This window comes from Rhodococcus sp. APC 3903, from assembly GCF_030407755.1.
In the GTDB taxonomy this organism is placed as follows: Bacteria; Actinomycetota; Actinomycetes; order Mycobacteriales; family Mycobacteriaceae; genus Rhodococcus_F; species Rhodococcus_F erythropolis.
On sequence record NZ_JASDCV010000007.1, the window covers coordinates 241,653 to 268,616 of the forward strand.

A 26,964-nucleotide genomic window follows, 5' to 3' on the forward strand; every position below is an offset into this window, starting at 1 on the left:
CAGATGGTCGACACCACACCCGACGTGCCGATATCACCCGTCGACGCTGCGAGCTTCCAGCTCGGTGTGGATGTCCAGCCGTACCTGGTCACTATTGCCGGTCTGCTCTCTCCGGGCGGCTTTGTCGACAGCGACGGTCGACCGGATCTAGCGCATCTTCACCGAACACTCGCCGCGCAGATCGCGCAGGAACCGTTGTTGCGGCAACGACCGATTGTGCGGCATGGGTCATGGTGGTGGACGGAAAGCAACATAGAGGTCGACCTCCATGTCTCACTGGAGGAACGCGGTCCCACCGAACCCGACTTCGAAGCGGTTTGTGGTCGACTTGTGATGCAACCCCTTGACACCACCCGACCGTTGTGGCACATCGCATTGATTCCTGTAGCTCGAACTGGTCAGTGCGGCATCGTCATTCGAGTGCATCATGCGGTTCTCGACGGCGCCGGTGCCAGCGACCTTTTCGAGCGCTTGTTCGCATCGCCTGATTCGAAAAAACCCGACCCAGGGGCGCCACCAACGGCGAAAACCGGCCACTCCCCCGAGCCACACATCCCCCAGAAGGCCAGTTCCCTGGACCTCCTCCGATTTCGAATCGGGACGTTCCTACATCGGCCGATCCGATCACGGGTACTCCTCGGCACAATCGGCACCACTAGATCCATCGCTTCCGTCAGCACCCGGACCGCTCCGGTCGTGCGCGGTGCGCAAAGTGTGGGAGGCACATTGAACGATGCCTACCTCGTTGCAGCGGGCACCGGACTGCGATTCATCCTCGAAGATCGTGGCGAGTCCATTCCGAAAACGATCGCCGTATCGGTCCCCGTCGCAGTCACAGCGATCGGAGACGCACGCAACGCCGTCGGATTCATGATCATCGACCTCCCACTTCAAGAAACAGACCTGGAACGTGCCGTCGCAATCGTCGCGAAGCAAACTGCGGCCGCAAAACCGTCCGCACGTGCGGCAGGAACAACATTTCGGTCGCCGCGTGTAGCCGGCATCTTCGACAAATTCGCGAAGCGACAGCACATGATCGGTGCAGTGGTGTCCAATGTTCACGGACCACGCGGTCCGCTCACGCTCGACGGGGCAGCGCTCGTCCAACTCTGGCCGCTCGGCCCGTTGGCGGGCAATGTTCGAATCGGCTTCACAGCAGCGTCCTACAACGACAAATTCTGGATCGGAATCCAGACCGATGCCGAGCATCTCCCTCCGGCAAGCAAGATCGCGCAAGCCGTAGAACGAGCTCTCAACGAAATAGCCAGCACCACAAGCTGACTGGTACTTCATCACACTCGTTCGAGTCGGATCGAACCGAGGCATCTGCGGATTTCTCAACCCGGGTGTCCTGATCCAGCAGGACTCGAGTGATCGCGTGATCACCGAACAGTCACGCCCCCAGATGCTCCCGAAAATCTAGCCGAAGTTCAGTCGAAGAATCTGGCACTCAAGGTTGCAGAGTGCCAGATCGGTTGGTTATCATGTTCTCGCACAGTGAGTTCGGTCGCCGTCGAGGTGACGGTGGCCTTTCTTAGACGATACGGGAGGTGTGTTGCTGTGCTTCGTTTCGATCCCTTCACCGACATTGACGCGATCACCAAGTCCTTGCTTGCTACCGGAACCGGCAGCAACCGAAGTCCACGTTTCATGCCGATGGACCTCTACAAGATCGATGATCACTACGTCCTTCACGCCGATCTTCCCGGCGTCGACCCGGGATCGGTGGACGTACAGGTAGATGGCTCGACCTTGACCTTGACCGCGCACCGCAGTGCTCTCTCCGAAGATGGAGTGACGTGGCTGGCCAGTGAGCGTTTCACGGGAACGTATAGAAGGCAGCTGTCCATCAGTGAGGACATCGACTCCGAGCGGATCGTCGCCTCGTACGACAACGGCGTGTTGACCGTGAGCTTGCCGATCGCAGAGAAGGCGAAACCGCGGCGGATCGAAATCGCGTCGGGGCCGCCGTCCAGCACTGCCAACTCCGAGGCAGAAACTCAGGGACAGATCGAAGCCTGACCTGAACGGCTTGGCACGAAATCGACTGTACAAGAACCTTTCATCCAGGAGGTCCACTATGCCCGCGCCAATCATGGCCCCCGCCGCAGCTCTGGCTGAACCGGTCGTCTGGAACGAAGATCCGCAGCGACAAAGGTGGTGGACGCGCATACTCGCGGCCGGCTCGCCGGAGAATTCATCCAACGACGAATTTCAACCCTGACAAGACCCGACCGCGATCGCCGAGTGCGTTCACCCGCAACTGAATTGAGGTCTTCCGTCCGTCTATTCGGGCGGACGGAAGACCGTATTCAGTCGTCAAGCCCGGGCGAAGCCTGAGGATCGTTCCACGACGCAAGCCGAAGATTCACCAACCTCAGCTAGATGAAGAATCGCCCGAAATGGGCGGAGCGGGACGAAACACTCACACAACAAGGACGAAGCGCGCCGACACCGGCCACCCGTGACACGTACGGTTACAACGTATACACACATCGTATAGCCGGAATGTCCGGATTCATTGGGCCCACCGCAGTGTTTGATGCCAGAGAGCGACAACAGCCTGACGAATTTGGGAGCGCAGCATTTGTCATTGCCATCACAGCTTTGATTCGCGCTCGCCACTGTCATCGAGGATCAAGAACTCGATCTTCGCCCGCTCCCCGTCCGCATCGAAGTCGTTGTCGCGGTATGAGACACGCGCAATCAGCTCCGTCAGTGCCGCATGGATCGTCGTGTACAGAAATGTGCGGGGCTCGGACACCCCCATCACGTCGTCAGTGTTCATCTGAACCTGCGCCGTAGCGGTACGCCTGCCCAGAAACACACGTGGAAGCCGGATCCCGGTCGGATCGGTCACCACGGTGATGTCGCCACCAACGACAACAAACAGATCGAAGTCGTACTGCATCGCGATGCCCCTCAGCCGGTGTCTGAGCCGAGTCAACTCCTCGATGAAGTCGAGCGGCACCGACGGGCCACCGAATACTGTTCTGAACGTGACCCCGCGAGTCATCGATCTGCCCCCTTTACGAATCATCCATTTCAGGATCGAGGGCCATACCCTCTGTGTCCCCCACGCCGAGTGCTCGGGCATATCGACCGGCATACCGCTCCAGTGCGACTGCTGAATCAGCCTCACCTGCCCATTGATCCGGAATCGCGGTGCCGTCACATGTTGTTCGCGACACTCGCGCCTCGGAGAACTCGACAGCGGTCCGGGTGAAGGAACACCGCACAAAACTCGTGGCCGCCGAGAATCGTGCGCCGCCGAAAGTGCACTCCACGAAAGAGGTATCGGCGAACTGCGCACCAGGCAGGCGTGTGTCGTCGAATGCACATCGTTCGAACACAGTATTGGGCACGGAGCGGAGCCCGCGTGCTTTGGCTCCAGTGAAATCGCAATCGACGACCCTCGGTCCGAGCGCCAGACGCGAGAGCGTGGCACCCCGGAAACTGCACCGTTCGAATCGGCGATTGAAACGGGTCTGTCCGGTCAGTGCCACGAAATCGAAACGACAGTCGAATAATTCGGATTCGAAGACGGAGATCGCACCCCGAGCGAAACTCAGATCAATCCGTTCCAACGTGAGATACCGGATGTCCAATCCACCGCTACCCGCTGTCAGGCCACGCACGTCGATCAGCCCGTCATCGGTCTCCGCCCATGGGGAGACGAGAGTGTGGGGCGGCTTGACGATCCGCGACTGATCGAGCAGCTGCGCCCGTAAATTGTCGACGCCCTCATCTGACCAACGTCGACGTAGGGAGGTGATCGCGGACCGGTTCACGGGCTCAATAGTATCGGCAAGATCCCCCGCGATTGGCCGTGGCTGCCCAAGAAGCGAACCGCCACGCATCAGCACTTCGGTAGGAATCACTTCTCGGAGCGCGCAAACAGCCGGACCGTGAAATACACGGCCCGGCTGCAGCGCTCACACGCACCAACTGGGACTCGGAGTTAACTCGGGTACTGGAACCGGTCGTATACGAATCTTTGACTCACCCCAGGATCAGTATCGAATTATCCACTCTCACAGATTGACTACGTCGCCCACAAAGATCTGGTCGGGATCGGCGATCTGTGGATTGATGTCCCACAGCTGCTGCCAGGTGAGACCTCGTTCTGCAGCGAGGCCGAACAATGTATCACCGGCCGCAACGACTACCTCTTCGCCAGACGCTGGAGCCTTCGACTCCGGAATGCTCTCTACCGGTGCAGATTCGGCTGCCTCAGAGTAGACAACGGGAACTGGCGCCGATTCCGGTGCGGATTCGGGTGCTACTTCCGGTGCCGGCACGGGTGCGGGTGCGGGTGCGGGTGCGGGTGCGGGCACGATACTCGACCCGGTATCGCACGCCCCGATCGAACTCAGGAAGGACATGGGATCGACGGCGCCACCAGTGTGAATGCGGAGGTGCAGATGTGGACCGGTGGAGCTACCGGTGTTACCCGTTGCCCCGATCTGGTCGCCTACCTCGACGTGCTGCCCCACACCGACCCAGGTTTCGGAGAGGTGGCCCATCTGAATCTGCTCGCCACTGTCCGCTTCCAACTGGATGTACGTTCCGTATCCACCCGGATCATTGGGTCCGGCAACAGAAATCGTGCCCGATGTCGGCGCGTGAAGCGCGGTGCCGACGTTGACAGCGAAGTCGACTCCGTCATGTCCCGCGTGGTACCCCTGCGAAAGTGATCCGCTTACCGGCCACTCCCAACTGCAACTCGCCGACCAGCCCTGCGCACCGGCGGTACCTGCATTGACAACTGCTCCGGCCCCCACAAGGGCGCCCAGTCCTGCAGTTACGGCGATGAATCGTTTTGTGCTGGAAGGCTTGTGTTTTCTGTGCTTACTCATATTTTCCTTGACTGATGTGCTCGGAGCCGGCGCAGGCTCTACCGCCAGACAGCACTCAGTACGTGCTGAGCTACGCGGTGCATCGCACCGAGACTCCGTTGGAGTGAAATTTTCGGATTGCGCCATGGAGAGAAGTACGGTGACCACTCTCGAACGCGATCGCGCGCATAGACCCGCAGGTCTGTATCTCCTGGTGACAGCACAGGAGATACGGGTTTTACATCGAGGCAGTGCCTGAATCGATCGTTGATCGAGGACTACGAATGCCGGACCGAACTGAGGGCATTTCGTTCGAAGATCGACAGGGTGGGTGTCTACCCGGATGGTCGGAAATGGGGTGGAACATGGAGATCCTTGCGTTGCGGATGAGGAATCACCTCATACGCTGTCGCTTCACGACGCTCCACGCCACGGTCGAATTACCTGGGTACGTACCTGTTTTTGCGCTTTCGACCCGACCGGTCGATATCAGGCGCCACTTCATTCCACGGCATCTGGTGAAAAAATCAGTGCCTCACATCACTTCTGGAGACGATACCGCGCCTCGGTCACCCGGCACGTCAGCGTTACCGAGATGGGACATACAGCTGGCATTGCTGCTACACGCCGAACGGGAGACCAGTGCACGTTCCGGCATCGGAAACGCGCGCTGATCTCCCGTCAGGTCGATCTACTAGCTAGTGCATCTACGGTTTGAGCTACTTCTCTGCTGCGTGATGGGCCGCGATGTATCCGTAAACCAGCCCCTGGCCGATCGTCGCGCCGGCGCCTGGGTAGGTGTGACCGAATGCGTTGGCCGCGGTATTGCCGATCGCGTACAGGCCGTCGATGACGCTGCCGTCCTCACGAAGCACGCGTGCATGCTCGTCCGCCTGCACACCGCCGCAGGTGCCCAGGTCGCTGAGCGTCATCTTCACCGCATAGAGGGCGCTCTTGTCGAGCTGGCGCAGATTCGGGTTCGGAGACACTGTCGGGTCGCCGTAGTACCGATCGTATGCACTGCTGCCGCGACCGAACTCCGCATCGCTACCTGCAGCAGCGGCCTCGTTGAACTTCTGGAAGGACTCGGCAAACGCATCCTCGGGGAGACCGACCTTTCGGGCGAGTTCGGCCGGACTGCTCGCCTGGTGCGCGATGCCCGACTCGAAGAACGCCTGCGGAAGCGGCTGGCGGGGGAAGATACCGCCTGCGAACACGTAGCTGTTGCGGTACTCCTGGTCGAAAACAAACCACATCGACTCGGCCGGATCGCCAGCCTTTTCCCGTTCGAGCACGCGCTGGCCGAACGACATGTAGTCCGTCGCCTCGTTCACGAATCGACGACCGGTCTGGTCGACGATGAAAGAGCCGGGCAGCGCACGCTCTGCGAGCATCACCATCGGCGGGCGGCCCTTGATGCTTGCCACCGCGGGGAACCACCAGGACTGATCCATCGATCCGATACCTGCACCGAGCTCTTGTGCTGCCTCGATCGCTTCGCCGGTGTTGCCCTCTGCGCCCAGGCTCTCATGCTCACCGAGGCTCTCCGACTGGTACTTGTGGCGCCACTCCATGTTGTGGTCGAACCCGCCGGCTGCCAGGACGACACCGCGCCGAGCGGTCACCGTCACTTCACGTCCGTCTTGCACCACAACTGCACCCGTTACGCGGCCGTCTTCGGTGATGAGCCGAACCAACGACGTTTCCGTCCACACCGGGATACCGGCCTGGACCACACCGGCGAACAGTCCGGCGGCGAGCGCCTGACCGCCCGCGATGTATTCACGTTTGAGGACGTACTTGCCGTAAACGCCTTGCGCCAGGCGGCGGATGATGCGGGGAAAAGCCTTGCTCGGCTTCTTCACCATCAGGTTCATCCACTTGTAATCCGCACCCGTCACCGGCATCGGCAGTCCGGCTTCCATCAAACCTGGGCGCAGGCGACCGCGTTCCGCTCCCAGTACCGACGCGTCGAACGGCAGGCACTCGCAGGTACGTCCGGCGGCGCTACCGCCCGGCAGTTCGGGGTGGTAATCGGAGTATTCCTTGGCCCAGAAGAACTTCATGGGCGTCGTGCGGTAGAGCATGTCGACAGTGGCCGCACCGTTGTCGACGAATGCTTCTCCTCGTTGGGCAGGGGCAGTATCACCGACCACCGAACGCACGTATGTCTTCGCACGCTCAACGGTGTCGCCCGCACCGGCTTTCGCCAAGATCGGGTTGGCAGGCATCCAGAACGCCCCACCGGACCGCGCCGTCGAACCGCCGACGTACTGCGTCTTCTCCACGATCAGCGTGGACAAGCCGAGTTCGTTCGCGGTGAGGGCGGCAGCCATGCCGGTACCGGACCCGATCACCAATAGATCGACAACGATGTCCTTGGCTTGTGTCGCGGGGGGTGCCTGATTCTTAGCCATTGAACAAATCCCTTCACGTGGTTATCGACGTAGAACGCTAAGGCAGTCGCGGCGCAGAAGGTTCCGGATGCCCAGTCAGCGGGACATTGCGAGTGGATTGGCGAAAAACAGCTCCTGCCACGGTTCGGACGTTGTGGCCGTCTCAGCAGAACGACGCCTTGCCCTCGTCGACCTTTAGGCTGCTCTCGTGACGACAGACTCCGGCATCGTTCGAGCCTGACACCGTACGCGGCATGCTTCCCCGCCTACGCCACGTCGTCGACCAGCACCAGGCTCTTCATCGTCTGGCCGTCGAAGCGATTGTCAACGAATTCAGCGAAGAAGCTCCGTCACGAGGCGAAGTGATCGATGCACTGCGCGATTTGGTGCTCGAGTCCGTCGAGGTCTTTCCCGACAACTGCGATCCTCGTCTCGGACTATCTGCTGACGTTCCTCGGCACCGATGAAGAATAATCATCTGCATGAAATGGAACACCCCTACTGAGACCGGCTGGTTCGTGAACCTTGCCGAAGGTGGTTCGACCGTATCGATATTCGATCCGTCGGGGAGCGTCCAAGGCGAACTGATTCCCGCACCCGACGACGAATTGGAGAGCGTTTCCGGCGGGCGGAAGAGGAAATCGTCAACAGCCGAGCAGGATCGACCAAGGCTCGCATTCCGCAAAGGCCGACCTGCATCACTTCGATTGTCCGACGGAACGATCGGGACTCTGATCGACCAGAGACCCAAGGCCATGCGCCGCAAGAACAAGCTGTGCGAAGTCGATATCGCGGGCAGAAGATACCTCTTCGTTCATTCATCGGGCCGAAAGGCAACAGCCCGACGTGACGGAATCGCATTGGCTCACATGGAACGTGGGCGATGGTCCGGTAGAAGTATCGTCACCAGAAGAACCCTCACGGCAACGGACACCCTTGACGAATGTGTCCTGACTCTGTTTCAGAAGGTAGTGACACCTGGACGTACCGGTGCCTTCGATCAGGTACTGACCGACCTCAGCAACATATGACGTACGCCACATTCGGTGGATCTCAACCGCACTCGAGATACTAACTTTCAACTCTTAGGTCCACGGACATCCCTTGGACACAATGAGTTTCACATCTCGGATCGGAAGGCTGAAGCCAGATCATGGTCAATGTCGACGCTTTGAACACGCTCGCCCGACGATTGTCGCCGGGTGCGATGATCACAGATCCAGATCTACTCCAGTCCTATCGGCAGGACTGGAGTTTCGATCCCGCAGCCGGCACTCCGATCGCCGTCGTACGTGCTTCGACGACGGCAGATGTCCAGGAGACCTTGCGCTTCGCCAACAGTAACAATGTCCCGGTCATTCCACGGGGCGCCGGCACGAGCGTCGTCGGCGGATCCACCGCCGTCGACGGCGCTATCACCCTCAGCCTCGAGCGAATGAAATCTATTCGAGTGGACGTCTCGTCACGAACCGCGATCGTCGAATCAGGGGCAATCACCAATGACGTCAAGGCTGTTGCCGCGCGCGAAGGTTTGTACTATCCACCAGACCCGTCGTCTTATGAAATCTGTTCCATCGGCGGTAATGCCGCCACCAACGCAGGCGGACCGTGCTGCATAAAATACGGCGTCACCAGTGATTACATCCTGGGTATGACGGTTGTGCTGCCTGATGGATCCGTCGCCGAACTGGGCGGAAAACGGATCAAAGACACCCCAGGGCTTGCGTTGACCAAGCTATTCGTCGGCAGTGAAGGAACGCTCGGTGTGATAACCGAACTGACGCTGCGACTCATCCCTCAGCCTCCGACTCCCCACACATTGGTGGCCTTCTTTCCACTCATGGCCGACGCAGTTGCCGCTGCCCGAGATATCACAAGTTCTATACGCCCTTCAGAACTCGAAATCCTCGACAACGCAGCCATCAAGGTGGCGGAAGAATTCCTCAACATGGAACTGGACACCGATGCCGGAGCACTCCTGATCGGGCGATCCGACGCCGGTAACGGCGCAGAGACAGAGATGAATTTGATGAGCACTCTCTGCGAAAAGCATCGAGCCACAGCTACATACGCTACCGACGACCCTCACGAAGGCGAACTGTTCATCCGCCCCCGCTATGCCGTTTACGAAGCCTTCGAGCAGAAAGGGGTGGTCATCGGCGACGACGTCGCGGTACCCATCGACAGACTCCCCGAGCTCACCGACGGTATAGCCGACATCGCGAAGCGCTACAGCACCACCATCGTCAGCTACACCCACGCCGCCGACGAGCTCACGCACCCAGTCCTCAACTACCCCGTCGGAGACGTGGCCGCCGCTGAATCCGCCTCCGCGGCGCGACAAGAAATCTATCAACTCGTGAGCACTCTGGGCGGATTCGCAGCAACAGAATATGGTGTAGGACAAGATAAACGAGATCGCTTGTCGAACTCGCTCGATCCCGTCGTCAGCAAACTGAACAGGACCATCAAGAACGCTGTCGACCCCAACAACATCTTGAATCCGCGCGTTCTGATCCCCTCGAGCGGTTCGACGGACGGCATCTGAGGCCGCTACAGGTATCGAATAGCGACGAGTACCTGAATTCTCCTGTGCAACCGGATATGGTGAGGCTGTCGTCTTCAATGCGGCGGTGCAAGAAGGGAAGTTACGACCAAGACGTTATGTCGGGGAATAAGCAAATCGCCTGGATATGGCTGGAGGCCTCCGTGATGAATCTCGTTCGCCGACTGAGCGTCTGCACATCCGTCGTGATCACGTCGGCTCTGACGTCGGTAGCGCTCGCATCCGCTGCGGTGACCATTCCATTCCAGATCAACCCTGCGCCGTACGGCAACCCGAACGGCAGCTTCGACGCGCCGGCGGTCCGCTGCGTAGCTGTAGTCGGCGAACTACCCGGCACGGTGACGATCACCGGGGGCAAGGAAGACCGCTGGGGATGCCTGCTCTCGTCCGAAGTGCGCTGGCTGAACCTTTCGACCGGGGTCTCCGGCTCCGCTCGTCTCTCGGACGGTCTGAACGGCGTCCCGGCAGGGGCGATCGTGCAGACCGGGACCGGTCAAGTCGCTGTCGCCGTGACGTCTGTGGCCGGATCCATCATCACCCCAGGTGTCGCATCGTTCTACGTGCCGTAGCACCAGAACTCCGCTTCGCGGACGCGGTGGGGCCTAAGGTCCTGTTTACCGACCCGTCATCCCGGTTAGCCTGAAAAGACGCTACCGAGAGGACTCTCATGACCTCGTCAGTGCACGAAACGATCGCAGTGGATCTGGATTTGATCGACCTGTACAAAGACCTCCACGGCAACCCGGAACTTGGATTTCACGAGCATCGAACATCCAGTCTGGTGGAAGGACATTTGACAGCACTGGGATTCGACACGACTACCGGCGTCGGGACAACCGGAGTCGTCGGAGTCCTGAAGAACGGAGCGGGCCCCACAGCGCTGCTGCGTGCGGACATGGACGCCCTCCCGGTTCGGGAAGAAACCGGATTGGACTACGCCAGCACCGTGACAACGACCGACGATCAGGGTAAGACCGTCTCGGTCAGCCACGCGTGCGGCCATGACCTGCATACGACCTGCTTACTCGGTGCAGCCCGGATCCTCTCGCAGGACACGACGACCTGGTCCGGCACTCTTGTCCTCGTCTTCCAACCGGCGGAGGAACTTGGTGCGGGTGCGCAAGCCATGGTCGACGACGGACTGTTCGAGCGATTCCCGAAGCCCGACATCGTTCTCGGCCAACACGTATCGCCGCTACCGGCAGGCACGATCGCCGGGCACGCCGGCCCCTCGTATGCGGGATCGGACTCACTTCGTGTGAGACTGGTCGGAAAGGGCGCCCACGGATCTATGCCGGAGAACTCGGTCGATCCCGTGGTCATGGCGGCCGAAACCGTGTTGCGTTTGCAAACTGTCATCTCACGCGAGGTCCCGAGTACTGCAACAGCTGTCCTCACCGTCGGCTCCATCCATGCTGGAGATGCCGCCAACGTCATTCCCGGCGAAGCAGAACTGCAACTCAACATCCGCAGCTACGACGCAGTTGTGCGTCAGCGCATCCTGGATAGCGTCGACCGCATCGTCCAGGGCGAAGCGGCCACCGCCGGCGCTCCCACCCCACCGACCATCACCGAGACGGAGCACTTTCCGATCGTCGTCAATGACCCGGCGGCGCTGGACAAGACACTCGATGCCTTCGCCGAATGGTTGGGGACGAACAAGATTCTCGATCCCGGCGCAGGAGCAGGTAGTGAAGACGTCGGCATTCTCGCGACCAGTGCCGGTGCGCCACTGTCGTACTGGTTGTTGGGCGGTACCGACCCTTCACTGTTCACGACAGGTGACATGACCGATCCGGCTTTGCGAACCGTGCCGTCGAACCACTCCCCGCACTACGCTCCCGTGATCGAGCCGACCCTGACCATCGGTGTGAACGCCTTGGTCGTCGCGGCCAGGACGTGGCTCCCAACTCCCTAGGGTGTTGCGGGTCCGCAATCGATCGACCGTCCATACGATCAAGGCTGCAAACGCGTAGGCGCCGCCGAGAATACTTGCAGCGCCCCACCCTGCCGCGTCGAAAACCATAGTGGTGGAAACCGCCCCAGCCGCGCTGCCCAACGAATAGAACACCATGTAACTACCGATGGTCCGCCCGGCCGATTCCGGTTCATCCGCGACGATCAGGTTCTGGCTCGAGACATGAACAGCCTGCACAGCGAAGTCCAACGCAACAACACCGACTACGAGTAACACCAGCGAGTGCGTCGCCTGCGCGTTGAAAACCCACGACAGCAAGAGAACGACCAACGACGCCCCGGTGACGCGTTGGGCTTTGCCTTGATCGGCCCAACGTCCGGCACCGACCGCGCCCAATGCTCCGACCAATCCGGCGATTCCGAAGAGCCCGATCTGTGTGGTCGACAATCGCCATGGCTCCTCGCTCAGTGGTAATGCCATACCGCTCCAGAGCGCACCGAAGGACGCGAACAGGAACAGGGTGATCAGAGCCCTCGTGCGAAATAGTCGGTTCGTAAGAGTCAATGTCACGACCGATCCCATGGCACGCGCATACGAACCCCGATCCGATTGCGAACGACGGTCTTTCGGCAGCATCGTCAACGCGAGAGCCGCGATGAGGACCGAAATCAAGGTGGATCCGGCGTAGACCGCCCGCCAGCCTGCCAGATCCGCAACTGCGCCGGCGACAGTTCGAGCGAGGATGATGCCGACGACAACGCCGCTGGTGATCACACCGATGTTTGCGCCGCGCTCATCTGGGTCGCTGATTGCCGCAGCGTAGGCGACTACGACTTGAACGACGACCGAGAAGGTGCCTGCGACGGCCATCCCGATCAGCAGTTGCAGATTCGTGGCGGCCACAGCAACAAGCATCGTTCCTGTTGCAGCAGAGACGATCTGGATTTCGATCAATTTTTTGCGATTCACGAGATCGCTCAGTGGCACCAACACGATCAACCCCACCACGTAACCCATTTGGGCGAGCGCGACTACGAAGCCGAGGCCGGCCGGAGGGATGGAAAGATCTGAACCGATTTGCCCGAGGAGCGGCTGTGCGTAGTAGATATTGGCTACCGAGACACCGCAGAGCACCGCGAGCAACAGGCGAAGTCCACGCGGCATTTTGAACTTGTCCCGTGCGTTCTCGACAGATTGACGTGCAGTCACTTCCACCTCAATTTGGTTGCGTTTTGATACCATTTGAAGACTATGTCAATACAGTTTCAAAACGCAACCAATGAGGAACCCGATGCCTGATCGCACGCAATGGACGGACCCACACTGCCCGACGGCCCGAGCGGCCGACATCATCGGCGACAGATGGTCGCTGTTGATCGTGCGAGACGCCTTCGACGGGTCGTCGAGGTTCAGTCAGTTTCAGCGAAACCTGGGCATCGCAAAGAATATCTTGACGGACAGGCTGAAAACCCTTGTCGAGCAAGGAATTTTCGAAGTCCGACCGAACGAACAAGGGACCCGCAACGAGTACGTCTTGACCGGACGCGGTATGGATCTGTTCATCGTGATCACGAGCCTGCGGCAATGGGGAGAGCGCCACGCCTTCGATGACGGTGAGCCACACTCGATCTTGATCGACGACACCACGGGCGATCCGGTGCCCAGGCTTCGACTGATCAACGCACGGAATATCGACCTGGACCCGGCAAGTACACATGTGGAGAAGGTCGAGGAAGGTTGACCCGCAACTCGCCAGATCGGTAGATGGGCGCACAGGATTCGAAGTTCGCGCATACTCCGATCATGACTGTCGATCTCGAGTTTTCCTGGCCGCAGTTTCTCTGGATTGCATTCATCTTCGTCGGCGTACCCACAACTATCGGCGCAAGCATCATCTGGACAATCCGGCGTTCGGAACGAACTGGCGTGGAGCACTCCACGACCGCCCTCGACGCCGGGCGCACGGGATCGGGCCCACTCGGACTGTGGCGCACCGGTCTGTTGGCCTTTGCGCTGGGCTTTCTGTCTTGTGTGGGCTGGCTCAGCTGGTCAGCCGACTACAAAGGCGGATTCCGCGGCCCCGGCCTGCCTGCCCCGACGCAGTTTCCTCCCTGGCAGGTGTTTGCCTGCGGATTAACGGTGATCCTCGCGTGTTTCGTTTCCGCGCATCGGTCGCGATGGATGAAGGCAGGCGGCCTGACTGCAGCTGCCGGCACGGCTGCGGGATTCACCACAGCATTCAGTATCGACGCCAGTACTGATGTCACCGGACAGGCAGGCGTGGGCGTCGCACTGTCCACGATCGGATGGGGCCTCACCCTTACCGCACTGATGCTTCTGCGCGGCAAGTGGTCGCGACGAGGATGAATCATTGCCGGATCATCCATCCTCCGAGTAAAGAATTCGATAAGCGGACCTAACACGTTTTGAAATTCATTAAGAAGAAAATCGATTCCAGATACAGGATCGCCTGATTGCCGAACCTCCACGAGATCCTCGAAAAATATGAGACAGAAGCCTTATCGCTTCCGTGCCAACCCTTTGACGCATGCGGATCATAATATTCTTCGAACATCACGCGGAAGTGCACACAAGTCTGTGACTCACGGCATTATCCGATTTATCACGGGAAATCGTGATAAATCATCACCGTCACTGAACTGCAACAACGCCTTAAGTTACAGATTCAACTAGTTCCAAACCATAGGGTTTCTTCCTTTTTCTCGGCGTCTCGATTCCGTAATGCTTGACATCGAATTGTCTTTCGTTCTCAATGAGCGATGTCAACTGACGATGATGCATCTCAGTGCATCAACGCAGTAATTCCGCTATCGAATCCAGTGAAGGGACCAGCCGCGAAATGACGGTTGCCGAGAGCTTGAAAGATAGGAATCTGTACTCCAACCTCAGGCGTGCTGCTGATTTGAGCAACCCATTCTGGGATCGCGCAGTCAGTGAGGGTCTGGCCGATATCACCGCCGATCGCGTCGCAGGTTTCGAACACCGGACGATCCAAGGATACGAATTCGAGAACTTCTCCACGTACTCGTATCTGGGGCTCGACACCGACGACCGAATTCGTTCGGGTGCGATCGCCGCTCTCGAGCGCGAACGAACGTTGAACAGTTCCATCTCGCGGATGAGAGTCCACTCCAGCCTTCTCGACGACACAGAGGCCGCGTTGAGCGAACTGCTTGACGCACATGTGCTCACCCTCGGATCCGCCGCAAACGCTGCGTGGAGTTTGCTCCCCCTCGTCGCGTCCGGGTTGCTCACCGGCGGTGAACCTCCCCTCATGGTGTTCGACAAGAACGCACACTTCTGCCTCAATGCCATGAAGGCGAGCGTCGCCGACGAAACGACGATCGTGACCATTCGGCACGACGACGTCGATGAACTCGAAAGTCTTTGCCGAACAAATTCTCAGGTGGCATACGTGGCGGACACCGTCTACAGCACAGGCGGGAAGGCGCCGCTGAACGAACTGTTTGCATTACAGGCCAAATACGGACTGATTCTCGTTCTCGACGAGGCGCACAGCACCTCGGTCATCGGACACAACGGGCGTGGCGCGGTCCTGGATCTCATCGGCAGCCTCAATGATCGAACATTCTTGCTGACATCACTGAACAAGGGATTCGGTGCTTCCGGCGGCGCGATCGCACTCGGTCGGAACGGGGGCAGTCGAAATCGTGATCTCGCACTTCGCTACGGCGGCCCGTTGACGTGGTCGCAGCGTGTGAACGTAGCCGGGCTGGGTGCTATTGCGGCGTCCGTGGAGCTCCACCGCAGCGGAGAGGTCGACAAGCGGCAGCGGCAACTCCGCACAGTTGTCGAACTGTTCGATTCGCTCGTCGACACGCCGGCATCGGGCGATGGACTCCCGATCCGCTTCGTCACGCTCCACGAGGAAGAACAAACCATCACCGCAGCACAGAAACTGCTGGCTAGCGGTTTCTACACATCGGCGGTCTTCTTCCCTGTCATCGGCCGGGGCAAAGCCGGGCTGAGACTGATGCTTCGGGCGGACCTTCCACATGCAACGATCGAGCGCTTCGCCGACGTCCTACGAAGAGTCACGGAATGAGCGACGACCGCACTGTCGCAGTGACACCTCTGGCTTGTGCCGTCGTGTTGACAGCACAAATGGCCACGACCATCTACCTCCCTTCACTGCCGAAGATCGCGACGGATCTGGGCATCGAAGATTCCGTGGTGAAGTGGTCTGTGACACTCTTCGTGATCAGTGCCGCACTTCCAGTGGTCGTGTGGGGGCGGTTGGCAGATCGACTCGGACGCAGGACGGCACTGTTGTCCAGCTTGGTATTGTTCGTGATCGCCTGCGTTGCATTGGCTTTGGTCCAGAGCGCCGCCGTACTACTGATCGGCCGGATCGTTCAAGGCATCGGAGCAGGGGGTGCGGCCATCATCGTGCGAATGATGGTGAAGGACAAGTTCACCGGTTCGGAGTTGGCTAGTCGATTGTCGCTGTTGTCGATGGCATTTGTGGTGGCACTGGGCGGTGGCCAACTGATCGGCGGCGCTCTTGCGTCGTTCACCTCGTGGCGAACCGGCTTCGGCGTGCTCGGAGTACTCGGAGCAGCACTCGCTGCGGTGGCACTGAGGACCGAGAACACCACAGTCCGCGACAACAACGAACGCGTTGTTCGGTGGAATGCCATAGTCCTGACACCCCAGTTCTACAAACCAGCCATTGCGGGGGGCCTGGGTTTCGGCGCGATAGTCCTGGTGCAGCAATCGAGTCCCTTCCTGTTCAGCGATCGATTCGACTTGCAACCGTGGGCATTCGGAGCCTTCGGAATCCTCTACGGAACCGCCTACTTCAGCGGCGCGCTTTACGTCAATCGAAGGGCCACAGCCGTCGGTTCAGAGAAATTGATGCGTCGAGGTGCGCTGTGCATGCTGCTTGCCGGCCTCGTCCTCATGCTCTGCTGGTATCCCCCACTCGGTTCCACGCCGTTGCTCGCGGTCTTCCTGCTCGGATACATCGCACTGACATTTGGGCAATCACTTCTCTTCCCGAACTCGGCAGCATCAGCAGTGACGCATTTTGCTGAAGGCGGAGCCATCGCCGTCGCGTACTGCGGACTCGTACAGCAGGGGATTGCCGGCATCGCCTCTGTAGTCGGACCTCTCGCATCCGATGAACGCGTGTGGTCGGCAATCGTCGCACTGATCACTGCAGCAGCGACTGCGCTCGTATTCTCCCTCCGCACAGCTTCCTCCGAACCGACAGTAGGTACGTCCCATGCCCGTCATTGAACGCACCGCACAACTCGACCCCGGTACCCGCGAGCAGAATTTACTGGCATACAAGGAAATTCGCGAGCGAGTTGCGGACGCGCAACACTTGTCCGTTCACGGGGCACCCGAGCGGTCGGTCGCCAAGCACCGGGCTCGCGGCAAATTGCCCGCTCGCGAACGCATCGATGCTCTTCTCGACGTGCAGTCCCCGTTCTTCGAGATCGGACAACTTGCCGGATTCGAGGTGTACGACGAGCAACTCCCGTCGGCTGGTCTGGTCACGGGCGTAGGGCTCATCCGCGGCTCACTCTGCGCCATCTTCGCGAACGACGCCACCGTCAAGGGCGGCACCTACTACCCGCTGACCGTCAAGAAGCAACTGCGATTGCAATCCGTCGCTCGTCGGCTGAGGCTGCCGTGTGTCTATCTCGTCGATTCCGGAGGTGTTTTCCTTCCGATGCAGGACGAGATCTTCCCCGACGAGCACCATTTCGGCGAGATGTTCAAGAACATCGCCGAAATGTCGGCGGACGGCATCGTTCAGATCGCAGCGGTCATGGGTTCCTGCACGGCTGGAGGTGCATACATCCCAGCGATGTGCGACGAGACCGTCATCGTCCGCGGTACCGGCACCGTTTATCTGGGCGGCCCTCAGTTGGTCAAGGCTGCAACCGGTGTCGACGTCGAACCGCAAGAGCTCGGCGGCGCCGACGTGCACGGGGTGATCAGCGGCGTCGTCGATCACATCGCCAACGACGACATCGAGGCTCTGAGCATGATCGCCGACATCGTCGCCCGCGGTGATCGACGGGAGGTACGGGCGCCGTCACGATCTCCGCGACCACCTCTTCACTCCCCCGAATCGCTCGACACGGTGATCCCGGCTTCCTCGAAAACCCCGATCGTCGCGCGCGACGTTCTGGCCCACCTGCTCGATGCCAGCGAATTAGTCGAGTACCGAGCGAATTACGGCCGAACCATCGTCTGCGGGACCGGCCACATCGAGGGGTACACCGTCGGGGTCATCATGAACGACGGTGTGCTCTTTTCGGAGGACTCCCTCAAGGCCGCGAACTTCGTCGAACTGTGCTCACAACGAGACATCCCATTGTTGTTCCTGCACAACGTCAACGGATTCATGGTCGGGAAGCAGTACGAAGCGGAAGGTATCGCCAAACACGGAGCGAAACTGGTCAATGCCGTTGCTTGCGCCAGGGTTCCCAAGCTCAGCATCGTCATCGGCGGAAGCTACGGGGCGGGAAACCTCGCGATGTGCGGACGCTCGATAGGTCCTGACTTCATGGCCGTGTGGCCGAACGCGAAGACCACCGTGGTCGGTTCCGAGCAAGCAGCGTCGGTGATGGCATTGATGAAGATCGAATCTGCGCGCACACGCGGAACTCCGCTCACGGAAGAGGAAATCGAGGAAATCAAACGGCCGATACGCGAAGGTTACGACCGGCAGGGCGAGTCGGTGTACGTCGCATCCAGGCTATGGGTGGACGCGATCGTCGACCCGGTCGACACGCGATCCTGGGTTTCACTCGCGCTGTCCATGCTTCCCCGCAATCACGGAACTACGCGCTTCGGCGTCTTCAGGATGTGAGAACATGACTCGACTTCTCATCGCCAATCGGGGCGAAATCGTCACGCGCATCGCGCGCACGGCCCGTCGTCTCGGCATGTCGGTAGTGACGATCTCCTCCCCCGTCGATTCACACGCACAGTGGCATCGCCTCGCCGATCACACCGTGCTTCTGGACGGAGACATCCCCTCGGAGTCCTACACCAATTCGGATCAAATCATTGCGGCCGCGCTGGCCGCGGATTGCGACGCCGTGCACCCGGGTTACGGATTTCTCTCCGAAGACTCCGATTTCGCTGAAGCCGTCGTCGCTGCAGGTCTGACATTCGTCGGTCCTGCCGCTGAATCCATCGCTCTACTCGGAGACAAGGCAAGAGCGAAGAAGGCCGCCGCTGACGCCGGCATCCCGACTCTCACCGCGTGGGGCGAGGCAAGCGCCGATCCCGATACCGTCCTCGGTCACGTTCGATCTCTCGACGTGCCGGTGCTGCTGAAACCGGTGTTCGGGGGCGGCGGCAAGGGGATGGTTCGACTACATCCGGGTGATGACGCACGAGAGGTCATCACCTCTGCAATCGGTTTGAACGAAAGGAACTTCGGCCGCGGCGACCTGATGATCGAAACGCTGGTGGAGCGTCCGCGTCACATCGAAGTTCAGGTCCTCTTCGATTCCTTCGGTACAGGAGTTCACTTCTTCACCCGTGAATGCTCCCTACAGCGTCGCAACCAGAAGATCATCGAGCAGGCACCGGCAAGTTCTGTCCCCGAATCGGTCCTGGGAGCCATGCAGCACGACGCTCTGCGACTACTCGGAGGCGTCGGCTACGTGAATGCAGCAACCGTCGAATTTCTGGTTGACGCCGAAAACCGCTACTACTTCCTCGAAGTCAACACGCGCCTGCAAGTCGAACACACGGTCACCGAGGAAGTGACCGGCGTCGATCTCGTCGAACTGCAACTCGACATCGCCCTCGGCGCCCGTTTGCCGTTACAGCAGCGCGATATCGCGCTGCGGGGTTTCGCGGTGCAAGCCAGAATCTACGCCGAGGATCCGTCGAACGGATTTCGGCCCGCACCTTCACATTCCGTGGACGTAACCTGGCCGTCGACGGTTCGCATCGACAGTGCTTTCGAGGGTGTCGGCAGCATTCCGCCGTTCTACGATCCGATGATCGCAAAGGTCATAGCAAGCGGTCCGACGCGGTCAACCGCACTGGAATCATTGGACCGAGCTTTGGCCGACTCCAGTTACTTCGGTGGAACCTCGAATATCGGTTTCCTCCGACTTCTCTTGGCGACACAGGCTGTGCGCGCGGATGACATTCACACTTCCTTCGTCGACGAGCACCTCACTCGGTTGATCCCGGATTCTGCAGAGCTCCAGGCCACCGCCGCTGCTGTTGCGATGGTGTGGACTTCCGTCGAGGAACAATCGCCGGTCACCGGGTCGTCATGGACCGGCCCCCACGGACTACATCGAGAGACATTGCGCAAGGTGGGATCCGACCCGATCGGACGCGAACTCATTGCCGACGGCCGCGTCGTGCCGACAACGGTCATCTCGCAACGAAGCAACCACTGGATTGTCGCCGCCGACGGCCGGAACATTTCGGTGGTCGTCAGGGGCGGAACCGACGAAGTGACACTCAGCCTGGTCGCCGATGGTTTGACAACCACCGCTGGACGCCTCGGAGTCGGCACCGGTACATGGGTGTGCGTTGGTGGCTGGACCGTGAAGGTAATCGAGAAAGTCTATACAGCAAAGGATTCCGATCTCAGCGACGGAGAGATCACATCGAAGATGCCGGGAACCGTGCTGGCAGTGCTGCAGACTGGAACGCGGGTGTCGGAAGGTGATGTCGTCGCGGTCGTAGAAGCAATGAAGATGGAGACTGCCCTTCGTGCTTCCTCACCCGGAATCGTCTCGGCGGTGACAGTAACGGTGGGAGATGTCATCGATGCCGGACAAGTGCTGGCAGCCGTGGCGCCATGAGTAAAGATTGCCACGATCTTATCTCTTTCTTGACTGAAGTAATTGTTACACAATATCTTTCATGTCAGAAGCAGGGGGAATCGAGCGTCGCGCAGTCATTGTTTCCGCAACCGAACTCCGCGAACTCATTCGTTCCGATCGGACGCTCGTCGTCGTCAACGTGGTACGAGACAACAGCGAGGGCGGAGCCGGAATCATTACTGCGCCGCAGTCCATCACATTGTCGATAAACGACTTTCAAAGCAGTGGCGGCGGGACTGAAGGGAATCGACCGCTGCCAGATCTCGACGCATTCGGAGGAACACTGAACGATCTGAAAGTATCCGCCGATGCTCACATCGTGGTCTACAGTTCGGACAGCCCCCTGCTTGCGGCCCGCGCGTGGTTCACGCTTCGCTGGGCGGGACGTTCAGTGCGGTACTTGGACGGCGGATCGTCCGCATGGGCTTCATCCCGAAAACCCATATCGACAAACGATTCGATGCCCGTACCACCTTCCACCGCTAGCACGACACTCGCCGACGCAGAAGGCGCCCTGCGTGCGGCATCGGCCGGCAGATTGCTCGACGCCAGAGGATCGAGCAGTTTCCGCGCCGGCCACATCCCCGGATCCATCTCAGCGCCGGCAACTGACCTACTCGACGACAACGGATTCCTACTTCCCGACCGCGACTTACGAGAATACTTCCACCAGTTCGGAATAGAGCGTGGTGGCACCGTCGTGTCGTATTGCGGCGGCGGAGTTGCCGCGTCGCACAACGCACTGGCGCTTGCAGCGGTCGGCATCAGCTCCGCGGTCTACGTCGCGTCGTGGTCGGGGTGGAGCGCCGACCCCGAACGACCCGTCTCCACTGACATCCATCACACACCAAGGAATCCGGACCAACGATGACACGACAGATGATCCTCGGCGCCTACATGGTGTTTCCGAGTATGCACAGTGCCGGAATGTGGCGACATTCGTACTCGGAGAATGCCTTCGAGGACAGAGCGCTCTACGAGCGATACGCGCAAGCCGCGGAACGAGCGAAATTCGACCTGATATTGATACCTGAGCGTGTGCACTACGTCGACGGCCACACCAAATACGGTCTGCTGACCGGCTTTCAACATGATCCGACGCAGTTGGCTGCAGTGGTAGCCGGCGTAACAAATCGTATCGGTCTCGGCGTAACCCTTTCGGCAAGCTTCAACAGCCCGTACAACTTGGCGCGAACTCTGGGCAGCCTCGACATACTCAGCGGTGGGCGCGCGGCCTGGAACATCGTGATGACGGCGCCCGGTCCGGCAAACGACAACTTTCCCGAAGTCGATCGGCTTCCGAGAGAAGAACTGTACGAGCGCGGCGACGAGGTTCTCGAAGCGACCACCGCACTCTGGTCATCGTGGGACGGCGACGCCGTATTGGCCGATCGCGACAGCGGAATATACGCAGACACAAGCAAGATTCACGCGGCCGACTACAAGGGCAAATACTTGTCGGTGCAGGGTCCACTCACCTTGCCACAATCACCTCAGGGCCGCCCGGTCTTCATCCAGGCAGGTGAATCGGCGCGAGGGCGCGAGTTCGGTGGGCGGTGGGCAGATCTGGTCTTTGCGATCGACCCGTTGGAGGAAGATCTTCGAGCGAAGCGCCAGGCAATTCGCGGCTACGCGGAAGAGGCTGGACGCGACCCCGATTCGGTGCGCCTCGTCGCCGCCGTGCAACCGATAGTCGGCGAGACGACGAGCATCGCGAAGGAACGGCAGGAGTATCTGCGATCCCTGATCCATCCGGATGCAGCAATCGAGTGGGTCTCCCACTCCGCCGGACTCGATCTGTCGCAGTTCGATCCGACAACTCCGATCAACGACGTCGTCGATCAGGGAAAAGGTCCGTCGCGTCGTCTGGCGCGGCTGATCGACGCCCAGGATCTCACTATCGCCGAAGCCGCACAGTTGTTCGCGCGTAACGATCTCACTCCCGAGATTGTCGGCTCGCCGCAAGAGGTAGCGGACGAGTTGACACATCTCTTCGAATCGGGAGCAACTGACGGTTTCATCCTGACGGCTACCCACTTCCCCAGGGGGCTCGACGACTTCGCCAGTTCCGTTGTGCCACTTCTGCAAGATCGGGGCGTGTTCCGGCGCGAATACACCGGAACGACTCTGCGGTCCAACATCTTCGATTCCACTCGCACTTCCACACGATGAACGGAACTCAGTCCATGACGACGTCGCGGCTTTCATCCACACCGATCCGAGTCGCCATCCTGGCGTCGACGCTTGCAGTTGCGGCTGGTTGCAGCACTGCAACACCAGCTGCCAGCGCGGACTCCGAGCCCGTGTCCGGGGGCGATCTGACCTTTGCCATCAATACGTTTCCACCGTGCATCGACAAGACCCTGAACGGTCAAACCGCCACGGCGTTCCATCCCCTCTACGACAAACTCGTCGACCAGAATCTCGACACCGGGGAGATCGTGCCTTGGTTGGCGACGTCCTGGGAGGTCCAGAACGACGGTCGACGATTCGTCTTCACTCTCCAGGACGGAGTTACCTTCAGCAACGGCGAACGTCTGGATGCACAGGTCGTGGCAGATAACTTCGAGAGCCAGAAAAGACTGGGAGACAGCGGCTTCGCAACCACTGCAAAATCTCATCTCGCGACCTTCATCGGGGCCGAGGTACTCGACCCCTCGACTGTCGCACTCGATTTCTCGGAACCATCGGCAGGATTCCTTCAATCCGCCCGCTCCGACACGCTCGCCATCATCGCACCGGAATCCTTGAAGAAGACGCCCGAAGAACGCTGCGCCCAGGGCGTTATCGCTTCAGGTCCGTTCGTACAGAAAGAACTGGAGACCAACGCGAAGGTCGTACTCGCCCGCCGGGACGGGTACCACTGGGGATCCTCACTCAACAAGAACAAGGGAGAGGCATATCTGGATTCGATCACCTTTTTGGTGGTCCCCGAATCCTCGGTGCGAATCGGCGGTTTGACGTCAGGACAACTGGACGCCGCGATCGACATTCCGAGCACAGACGTCGACCGCGCACAAAGCGCCGGACTCACTGTCATCCCGTCCATTGCTGCCGGCATCAACGACTCGCTCTGGCTCAACCCCACGTTCGCGCCGGTACTTGCGGACCTGAACGTGCGGCGTGCTTTGGTGAAGGGCATCGATACCCAACAGATCATCGATACCACCTACACACCGAGTGACGAGAAAGCACGCAGCATCCTGTCTGTGAAAGCGCCCGGCTACACCGATCTCTCGTCCGAGTACACCTATGATCCGTCGGGTGCGAAGTCACTGCTGGACGCCAGTGGATGGACAGTCGGCGGTGACGGATTCCGAACCAAGGATGGTGAGAAACTGACCGTTGAATTGGCCTACCGCAACCACCTCCCACAATCGCAGTTCGAACTGATCCAATCTCAGCTGCGCGACATCGGAGTCACGGTGAACTTGCAACCTCGCTCGACTGCCGAGGACAACGCCGCGAGAACCGACGGCACGTGGGAATCGATCTACTTCCAGAGCTTGCGCGCCGACGGTGACGTACTGCTGGTGTTCAGTCCCACTCTCGGCTCGACCAAAGGCATCGCCTCGACTCCCGAGCTGAATGCGTTGCTGGTCAAACAATCTCAGACCGTTGACATCGATGCGAGAAACGAAGTGTTGAAGGAGATTCAGGAGCTGATTGCCGATCAGGCACTGGCGATCCCGTTGCACGCCTCTTCGTTGATCTACGCGACGACTCCCGCGGTTCACGACCTGCGCATCCAAGCCGATCTCTACTCGGTGGACTTCGTGGATGCGTGGAAGAGCTAGTTCACACTTCCTCAACTCGACAACCTGCTTCGACAAACCCTTTTCTCGGAAGGAACCCGATGTTCACCCGTCCTCGCACCGCGACGCTTCTGATCTCTGCCCTGGCCACAGTTGCCCTCCTTGGCACCGCTTGCGGAAGCCCAGATGAAGAATCGACCGAGCAACATTCCGGTGCAACAACATCCGGTATCAACTTGTCGGCCGAGCAGAACCGCATCAGTACCGACAAGGTTGATTCGATCGCAGCGAAGGTCCCTCAGGAGTTCCGCGACCGAGGCACGATCCGAATCACCGGCAACGCTGGAACCGCGCCGCCGTTGCGCTTCTATGCCGACGACGACAAGACGGTCATCGGTTCCGAGACCGACTTCGCGTATTTGATTGCAGAGGTGCTCGGGTTGAAAATCGACCTTCAGGTCGCGGATTGGGCCCAGAATTCAGTGCGGATCGATTCGGGAGATGCAGATGCGTTCATCTCCAACGTGACGGTCACCGAAGAGCGTAAAGAGAAGTACGACTTCGCGACGTACCGCCTCGACACTCTCGCATTCGAAGTCAGAAAGGACAAGAATCTCTCACTCGAGAAGCCGGAAGACATCGCCGGACTGAAGATCGGAGTCGGCGCTGCCACCAATCAGGAGGCATTGCTTGTGAAGTGGAACGAGGACAACGTCGCGGCCGGGCGTGCTCCCGCTGAAATCACCGTGTACCAGAAGACCACTGACTACTACCTGCCGCTGTCTTCCGGTCGAATCGATGCTTACTTCGGCCCCAACCCGTCATCGCAGTTTCACGCTGCACAGACTGGCGAGAACGAAGTGATCGGCCAGTTCTCCGGGGCCGGTGAGGCCGCGTTGGGCCAGATCGGTGTACTGGTCAAGAAAGACAACGGCTTGGTACAACCGATCAGCGAAGCGATAGATCATCTCATCGAAAACGGCACATACGAGCAAGTTCTCGAGCGATGGAAGATCACCAACGAGGCAGTCGACAAGTCGCTGGTCAATCCCCCTGGCCTCCCGAAGACGAACAAATAGGAGAACACCACTGGTGGAGTAAAAGCCGAGTCAGGCCGAAGGACCGGCGTCGACGTCGGTAGTTCCCAGCCGGGCGAACTGCGCCGGGTCACGTCGTTCGAGTCGGGAGCCGAGTAGCCAGCCGACAGCCAAGCTGACCGGTGTGACGGCAACGAGCACCACGTTCACTGCCGTGCCGGCGGCAGTGATCAGCTCCATCTGATCAACGATCAAATACGTTGCGTAGACCAACATCAGGAGAGCGGATGCGGGCGCGATCAAGACTCTCCACACCGAATGCCCACGGCGATCTTTCCAGAAGAAAGCGATGACAGCCGCGGCCGCCATGACCTGAAGCACGACGATGCCGACAATGCCTGGCGAGTTCACCCACAGCAGGAGTTCGAGGTACGGGTCTGCGCCGATGATCACGAACACGACGATCACCACCATCGCGAGGAAACTCTGGACTGCGCTGGCAACGTAGGGCGACTTGTAGACCGGATGTAGTTTGCCCAACGCTCGGGGCAGCACGCGTTCACGCGAGAGCGCAAAGACGTAGCGGGTGATCGCGTTGTGGAACGCGAGCAGACTGGCGAGAATGCTCGTGATGATCAACAGTTCCATCAAGGTGCTCGCCCAACCGCCGACGTACTGCTCGATCGCGTTGAAGTACATGCCGGCGGGGTCGGAAGCAGCAAGCGCGAGAGCCTGATCCGGGCCGTACGCCTGAATGACGATCCACACCATGAATGCGTAGAAGAGTCCGAGGAACGCGACGGCAATGTACGTTGCCCGCGGAACCGTCCGAGCGGGATCTTTTGCTTCCTCCCGATACAGGGCGGTGGCTTCGAATCCGATGAACGCAGCGAAGGCCAGAGTCAACACCCCGCCGAGGCCTGGACTGAAAACATTGGAAGGAGCAAAGGATTCGACATCGATTCCGACGGCTCCGCCTTGAAAGAGGACCGCTCCTGCGAGCAGAACCAGAATCCCTGTCTCCGCGGTCAGCAAAAGGATCAAAAATCGCGCCCCGAGGTGTACCGATCGAGATCCGAGGAACCACACCAATCCAACACCCAACAGCGACCACAATCCCCACGGCAGATCTACCCCGACCAGGTCCGCCATAGTGGTTTGGGCGAAATATCCTAGAGCCCCGAAGATTCCGATCTCGAGAGCGTTGTAAGACACCAACGCGAGTACTGCTGCGGCGAGCCCCCAGCGAGGCCCGAGTCCAACTGAAATGTAGGCGTAGAAGGCGCCTGCATTGTGGATGTACTTGCTCATCGCAGTGAAACCGATTGCGAACACTCCCAACGCGAGCCCCGCCAAGATGTATCCGCCCGGAGCCCCGATGCCTGCAATGTTCAAGGCCAGCGGCGCGACCCCTGCCATCACCAGCAATGGAGCCGCGGCGGCCACGACGAAGAAGACGATCCCGGCAGTGCCCAGGACGCCTCCTTGCAGCTGCACGGTGGGCGAGGTTTCAGATTTCTTCATGAGGCACTTCTCCAGTGAAGGAAGGGGGCATGACGAGGAGAAAACAGGAACGGGAATCACCGACCG

23 protein-coding genes and 1 pseudogene are annotated in these 26,964 nt (G+C 59.7%); 18 read left to right on the forward strand and 6 right to left on the reverse strand.

Going from position 1 to position 26,964, the window contains the following annotated elements:
* Window positions 1-3: 3 nt before the first annotated feature.
* From QMA15_RS12720 to QMA15_RS12730, 3 genes are all read left to right on the forward strand, one after another.
* Window positions 4-1,281 carry a wax ester/triacylglycerol synthase domain-containing protein gene (locus QMA15_RS12720; RefSeq protein WP_019747496.1) on the forward strand — a complete coding sequence of 426 codons (1,278 nt, stop codon included), beginning with the start codon at window positions 4-6 and terminating at the stop codon, window positions 1,279-1,281.
* A 279-nt stretch (window positions 1,282-1,560) separates the two neighbouring features.
* Window positions 1,561-2,022, forward strand: coding sequence for an Hsp20/alpha crystallin family protein (locus tag QMA15_RS12725; RefSeq protein ID WP_029537818.1), 462 nt, complete (start codon window positions 1,561-1,563; stop codon window positions 2,020-2,022).
* Between the two features lie 58 nt (window positions 2,023-2,080).
* Window positions 2,081-2,224, forward strand: coding sequence for a hypothetical protein (locus QMA15_RS12730; RefSeq protein ID WP_019747498.1), 144 nt, complete (start codon window positions 2,081-2,083; stop codon window positions 2,222-2,224).
* Window positions 2,225-2,599: 375 nt separating this feature from the next.
* Here the strand turns inward: QMA15_RS12730 and QMA15_RS12735 are convergent, their stop codons facing one another.
* From QMA15_RS12735 to QMA15_RS12750, 4 genes are all read right to left on the reverse strand, one after another.
* Window positions 2,600-3,016: a hypothetical protein gene (locus QMA15_RS12735; protein ID WP_019747503.1), complete on the reverse strand. Its 417-nt coding sequence runs from the start codon at window positions 3,014-3,016 to the stop codon at window positions 2,600-2,602.
* Window positions 3,017-3,029: 13 nt separating this feature from the next.
* Window positions 3,030-3,791 carry a pentapeptide repeat-containing protein gene (locus QMA15_RS12740; protein ID WP_279163185.1) on the reverse strand — a complete coding sequence of 254 codons (762 nt, stop codon included), beginning with the start codon at window positions 3,789-3,791 and terminating at the stop codon, window positions 3,030-3,032.
* 243 nt (window positions 3,792-4,034) lie between these two features.
* A complete protein-coding gene (locus tag QMA15_RS12745; RefSeq protein WP_290284732.1) occupies window positions 4,035-4,859 on the reverse strand; it encodes a peptidoglycan DD-metalloendopeptidase family protein in 825 nt (274 codons plus the stop codon).
* Between the two features lie 698 nt (window positions 4,860-5,557).
* Window positions 5,558-7,255 carry a 3-ketosteroid-delta-1-dehydrogenase gene (locus tag QMA15_RS12750; RefSeq protein WP_279163183.1) on the reverse strand — a complete coding sequence of 566 codons (1,698 nt, stop codon included), beginning with the start codon at window positions 7,253-7,255 and terminating at the stop codon, window positions 5,558-5,560.
* Window positions 7,256-7,488: 233 nt separating this feature from the next.
* On the opposite strand from QMA15_RS12750, the gene QMA15_RS12755 reads away from it, so the two are divergent.
* From QMA15_RS12755 to QMA15_RS12775, 5 genes are all read left to right on the forward strand, one after another.
* Entirely contained in the window at window positions 7,489-7,701 is a 213-nt protein-coding gene (locus QMA15_RS12755) for a hypothetical protein (protein WP_020906520.1), read from the forward strand.
* A gap of 15 nt (window positions 7,702-7,716) precedes the next feature.
* Window positions 7,717-8,265 (forward strand): hypothetical protein, encoded by a 549-nt coding sequence (locus tag QMA15_RS12760; protein ID WP_069146112.1) that lies wholly within the window; start codon window positions 7,717-7,719, stop codon window positions 8,263-8,265.
* A 122-nt stretch (window positions 8,266-8,387) separates the two neighbouring features.
* Entirely contained in the window at window positions 8,388-9,782 is a 1,395-nt protein-coding gene (locus QMA15_RS12765; protein ID WP_279163182.1) for an FAD-binding oxidoreductase, read from the forward strand.
* Window positions 9,783-9,946: 164 nt separating this feature from the next.
* Window positions 9,947-10,369: a hypothetical protein gene (locus QMA15_RS12770; protein WP_029537826.1), complete on the forward strand. Its 423-nt coding sequence runs from the start codon at window positions 9,947-9,949 to the stop codon at window positions 10,367-10,369.
* Between the two features lie 98 nt (window positions 10,370-10,467).
* Complete coding sequence (locus QMA15_RS12775) at window positions 10,468-11,718, forward strand: amidohydrolase (protein ID WP_019747511.1); 1,251 nt, start codon at window positions 10,468-10,470, stop codon at window positions 11,716-11,718.
* Between the two features lie 12 nt (window positions 11,719-11,730).
* On the opposite strand, the pseudogene QMA15_RS12780 reads toward QMA15_RS12775, so the two are convergent.
* Window positions 11,731-12,960 (reverse strand): annotated as a pseudogene (locus QMA15_RS12780) (MFS transporter); the annotation flags it as partial.
* 49 nt (window positions 12,961-13,009) lie between these two features.
* Here QMA15_RS12780 and QMA15_RS12785 point away from each other — a divergent pair.
* The 10 genes from QMA15_RS12785 to QMA15_RS12830 all read left to right on the forward strand — a co-directional run bounded on the left by QMA15_RS12785 (window position 13,010) and on the right by QMA15_RS12830 (window position 25,416).
* Window positions 13,010-13,459 carry a helix-turn-helix domain-containing protein gene (locus QMA15_RS12785; RefSeq protein WP_020968694.1) on the forward strand — a complete coding sequence of 150 codons (450 nt, stop codon included), beginning with the start codon at window positions 13,010-13,012 and terminating at the stop codon, window positions 13,457-13,459.
* A 23-nt stretch (window positions 13,460-13,482) separates the two neighbouring features.
* A complete protein-coding gene (locus tag QMA15_RS12790) occupies window positions 13,483-14,085 on the forward strand; it encodes a hypothetical protein (RefSeq protein WP_020968693.1) in 603 nt (200 codons plus the stop codon).
* Between the two features lie 493 nt (window positions 14,086-14,578).
* Window positions 14,579-15,805 carry an aminotransferase class I/II-fold pyridoxal phosphate-dependent enzyme gene (locus QMA15_RS12795; RefSeq protein WP_020968692.1) on the forward strand — a complete coding sequence of 409 codons (1,227 nt, stop codon included), beginning with the start codon at window positions 14,579-14,581 and terminating at the stop codon, window positions 15,803-15,805.
* Window positions 15,802-17,001, forward strand: a complete 1,200-nt coding sequence (locus QMA15_RS12800) for an MFS transporter (RefSeq protein WP_020968691.1) — start codon at window positions 15,802-15,804, stop codon at window positions 16,999-17,001. Before QMA15_RS12795 ends, QMA15_RS12800 begins: the two co-directional genes overlap by 4 nt.
* Entirely contained in the window at window positions 16,988-18,589 is a 1,602-nt protein-coding gene (locus QMA15_RS12805; RefSeq protein WP_020968690.1) for a carboxyl transferase domain-containing protein, read from the forward strand. Before QMA15_RS12800 ends, QMA15_RS12805 begins: the two co-directional genes overlap by 14 nt.
* A 4-nt stretch (window positions 18,590-18,593) precedes the next feature.
* Complete coding sequence (locus QMA15_RS12810) at window positions 18,594-20,561, forward strand: biotin carboxylase N-terminal domain-containing protein (protein ID WP_020968689.1); 1,968 nt, start codon at window positions 18,594-18,596, stop codon at window positions 20,559-20,561.
* Between the two features lie 61 nt (window positions 20,562-20,622).
* Window positions 20,623-21,453 (forward strand): rhodanese-like domain-containing protein, encoded by an 831-nt coding sequence (locus QMA15_RS12815; RefSeq protein WP_279163181.1) that lies wholly within the window; start codon window positions 20,623-20,625, stop codon window positions 21,451-21,453.
* On the forward strand, window positions 21,450-22,754 hold the full coding sequence (locus QMA15_RS12820) for an NtaA/DmoA family FMN-dependent monooxygenase (RefSeq protein WP_020968687.1): 1,305 nt from the start codon (window positions 21,450-21,452) through the stop codon (window positions 22,752-22,754). The genes QMA15_RS12815 and QMA15_RS12820 overlap by 4 nt, the downstream gene beginning before the upstream one ends.
* 14 nt (window positions 22,755-22,768) lie before the next feature.
* Complete coding sequence (locus QMA15_RS12825; protein WP_290284748.1) at window positions 22,769-24,379, forward strand: ABC transporter substrate-binding protein; 1,611 nt, start codon at window positions 22,769-22,771, stop codon at window positions 24,377-24,379.
* A gap of 59 nt (window positions 24,380-24,438) precedes the next feature.
* Window positions 24,439-25,416, forward strand: coding sequence for an ABC transporter substrate-binding protein (locus QMA15_RS12830; RefSeq protein WP_020968685.1), 978 nt, complete (start codon window positions 24,439-24,441; stop codon window positions 25,414-25,416).
* 30 nt (window positions 25,417-25,446) lie between these two features.
* On the opposite strand, the gene QMA15_RS12835 is transcribed toward QMA15_RS12830, so the two are convergent.
* A complete protein-coding gene (locus QMA15_RS12835) occupies window positions 25,447-26,898 on the reverse strand; it encodes an APC family permease (RefSeq protein WP_020968684.1) in 1,452 nt (483 codons plus the stop codon).
* Window positions 26,899-26,964 lie beyond the last annotated feature (66 nt).